Source organism: Pseudomonas sp. HMWF006 (assembly GCF_003061205.1).
In the GTDB taxonomy this organism is placed as follows: Bacteria; Pseudomonadota; Gammaproteobacteria; order Pseudomonadales; family Pseudomonadaceae; genus Aquipseudomonas; species Aquipseudomonas monsensis.
On sequence record NZ_QAIU01000494.1, the window covers coordinates 1 to 2,753 of the forward strand.

The 2,753-nt window shown below is 57.4% G+C and carries 1 protein-coding gene and 2 pseudogenes; 1 reads left to right on the forward strand and 2 read right to left on the reverse strand.

Annotated elements, in window-relative coordinates; genetic code table 11:
- A pseudogene (locus DBR24_RS21505) lies at window positions 1–1,692 on the reverse strand (hypothetical protein); the annotation flags it as partial.
- A 459-nt stretch (window positions 1,693–2,151) separates the two neighbouring features.
- Between DBR24_RS21505 and DBR24_RS21510 the strand changes: the two are divergent.
- Window positions 2,152–2,520, forward strand: coding sequence for a DUF6124 family protein (locus DBR24_RS21510; protein WP_123467276.1), 369 nt, complete (start codon window positions 2,152–2,154; stop codon window positions 2,518–2,520).
- A gap of 146 nt (window positions 2,521–2,666) precedes the next feature.
- On the opposite strand, the pseudogene DBR24_RS21515 reads toward DBR24_RS21510, so the two are convergent.
- Window positions 2,667–2,753: pseudogene (locus DBR24_RS21515) on the reverse strand (PilZ domain-containing protein); the annotation flags it as partial.

Sequence of the window (2,753 nt, forward strand, 5' to 3'; positions counted from 1 at the left end):
CTCTACGCCGATGAACTGCTTGATATGAACTTCCCGTTCGTCCGACGGCCCCCATTGCTCGATGGCCATGCTGGACCATTCCCCGCCCTTCACGACGACATCGGGGGCGGCCAGATGTATGCCGCCGGGATGGTAGAGCCTGACGGTGGCGCCGTTGTAACCTTTGCCGCTGAAGGTGGGTTGGTACTCCCTTGAGAAGTCCGTTTCATACACATCAGGCATTTGCTTGTCGACCGTGTACTCCAATTTGACTGACTCGATCCAGCCATTGGCTCCGTCCCGAACCTTTTGAATGACCTTGAGCTTATAAGTGCCGAATGGCCAGCCTGTCGCGGTTGTTTGCCAGAAGCCGTCTCTGACTACAACAGACGGCGGTGCAGTGACTCCCGAGTCTGAGGGCAGAGTGAATTCGACCGTTGCACTGGAGTGGCCGCTGCCTGAGAACCGAATGCCGCCATCCGCGAGAACGGTCATTTGTGGTTCCAGCAGCGCCGGGGGGCGGATCTTGAAGGCGCGGGGACCGCTGCGCCCGGATTCGTATTCGTCCCGCACGTTTATGGCCACCAACGAGGCGGGCCCTACGGGCACTTGAACCTCGGCACTCCAGTTTGCCTGCGTCAGCACGGCGCTTTCACCGACCGGGGTTGACGTCCCGTCGATGAAAATTCGAACAATCCCCCCGACCCCGCCATTCGATCCAGTCAGGGTAAAACTCTGATTCTGCTCCGTGACAGGAATCATGGAATTTATTGCAGGGGTACCGGGCGGAAATTTGGCATTGACCGTCACCAGATTCGACCAGCCGGGCAATACAGAATTGCCCATCGACTGTTGAGCGATAAACGTAAAGGATCCATAGGGCAAGTCGTGCTGCAAATACGTCGACCAGAGCCCGTCATTGCCAACCTGGGCCTCACCATAGGTAATGATGCCCGAGCCTGATTGATAAATTTTCACGGTTGCAGACGGAAACCCTTGGCCTTCAACCCTGGGTCTGCTTTCCCTTACGACATCATCCTGTTTCGGCTCACGGATGGTAGGGACGCCGTAATAATTGAAACTGATCGGCGTCGAGTAACGAGTAGCCCATCCAGTTTGCGAATGCCTGACCTTGATGCTGTAAGTCCAGGGCTTTAAGCCCTCGCGCACTTTGAGGGTCCAGTTGGCCTGGTTGCCGAGAATCGCCGGACTCATCGAGGCGTTAGTGCTGTCTTCGACGATGTCAAGATAGCCACTCGTAACACCCGTGCCGAGGACTGTTGCTGTCAGTTCATCTTTACCGGTGATAACAGGTAGCTTTCTGACGAATACCGGTTTGTTTCTTGTCTCGGACCAATCGGTTTTGTATCTCCATATCGTGGAATACTGGCCATAACCCTCCGGAAGTCCAGTAGCAAGGTATTCGTTCCATTGGACGCCCTTGTACCAGACCCCCTCAATCAATTTCACGTAATATCCGTTGGGGCCGTAGTAATCAATCCAGACCTGATGCTCTCCGTCAGACTGCGGGACATTGAAGATGATCGAACTGTTGGTATCGACGGTTTCGGTAAACTCCCAATCCCGAATTTCCAAAGGCCCGACATACAGTCCGTCCGGACTTACCCCGTCCGAGAGAAGCGGCGGTTCTTGATCGGCGCCAAACACGTCGGCCTCGCCGGGTGCACCTTCCAGATCCGTATCCTTTGACATGACTCTGCCCTCATCGTCGCTATGTCCGAGAGGTATGTGTACGCCGCCGGATAACCGGCTGCCTACCTGTAAAATCTGACAGTCCCGACAGACGGTAGCTTTTCCTACAACGCAGGCTGACAACGTCCTTCAGCCATACGCACATGGCTACAGTGCCTTGCGCCGTTGCCTACACATCCCTCAGAATCCGCCGACTTGTGCGCTTTGGTGATGCCCCGTAACTTGGTCCGTGCCGCTGCCAATCAGTGGTCGGGTTTAGTCGCCCAGGGGTGTGTCACCAATGTGTATAAGCGTCATCAAGTCGGGTATTCCCTATCCCCGCACTCGATGGTGGCTGTTCGCAGGGCGCTTCGGCGCGCCGGTTTTTGGTGATACCCCCCGGTCGACTAACCTGCGTCCAGCCGCCACCCTTCGTTTAGTCGCGAAGTGGTGAAGGCCCTCACTACAAGGGTTATCACTATGTTCAAAGACACACCGAATCCCCCGGCAACCGACCCGGTTTCCCCCTACACCTCAGCCGATTCAAAAAAACTCAACGAGGCCGCCGAGCGCGCCCTCGACCACTACCTCAAACCCGAACCCCCATCGCGCAACTCCGTGGATCGCGGCATGCAGATGTTCATGGTCAGCCCCGATCTCAACCCCGAAGCCGTGGCCATCCAGACTTACGAAACCTTTTCCTCGGTCAGCATTCTGCTGCTCGACCTGGCCGACAGCCTGGACGACAAGCCGCGCCATCTGGCGATGGCGATCTATCAATTGAGCGAAATGGGCCTGTTGCTGGCGGAGAAGACGCTCGACCGTGAGCGGGCGATTGCCGTGACCTGACCGTTAACCCTGCGGCGCCTGCACTGACGCCATCGCGGGCAAGCCCGCTGCCACAGGTTCTGCGCGCGGACACACCCTCCGAGCGCGACGAAAACCCTGTGGGAGCTGGCTTGCCAGCGATAACAATAATGACGGCGCCGCCGCACTCAGGCCGAGGCCGGCAACGGCTGAAAGCTGAAGTACTGACGCAACGCCTCGACCAACTGCCCGTATTCGGGCGGCGCTCGCAGCAG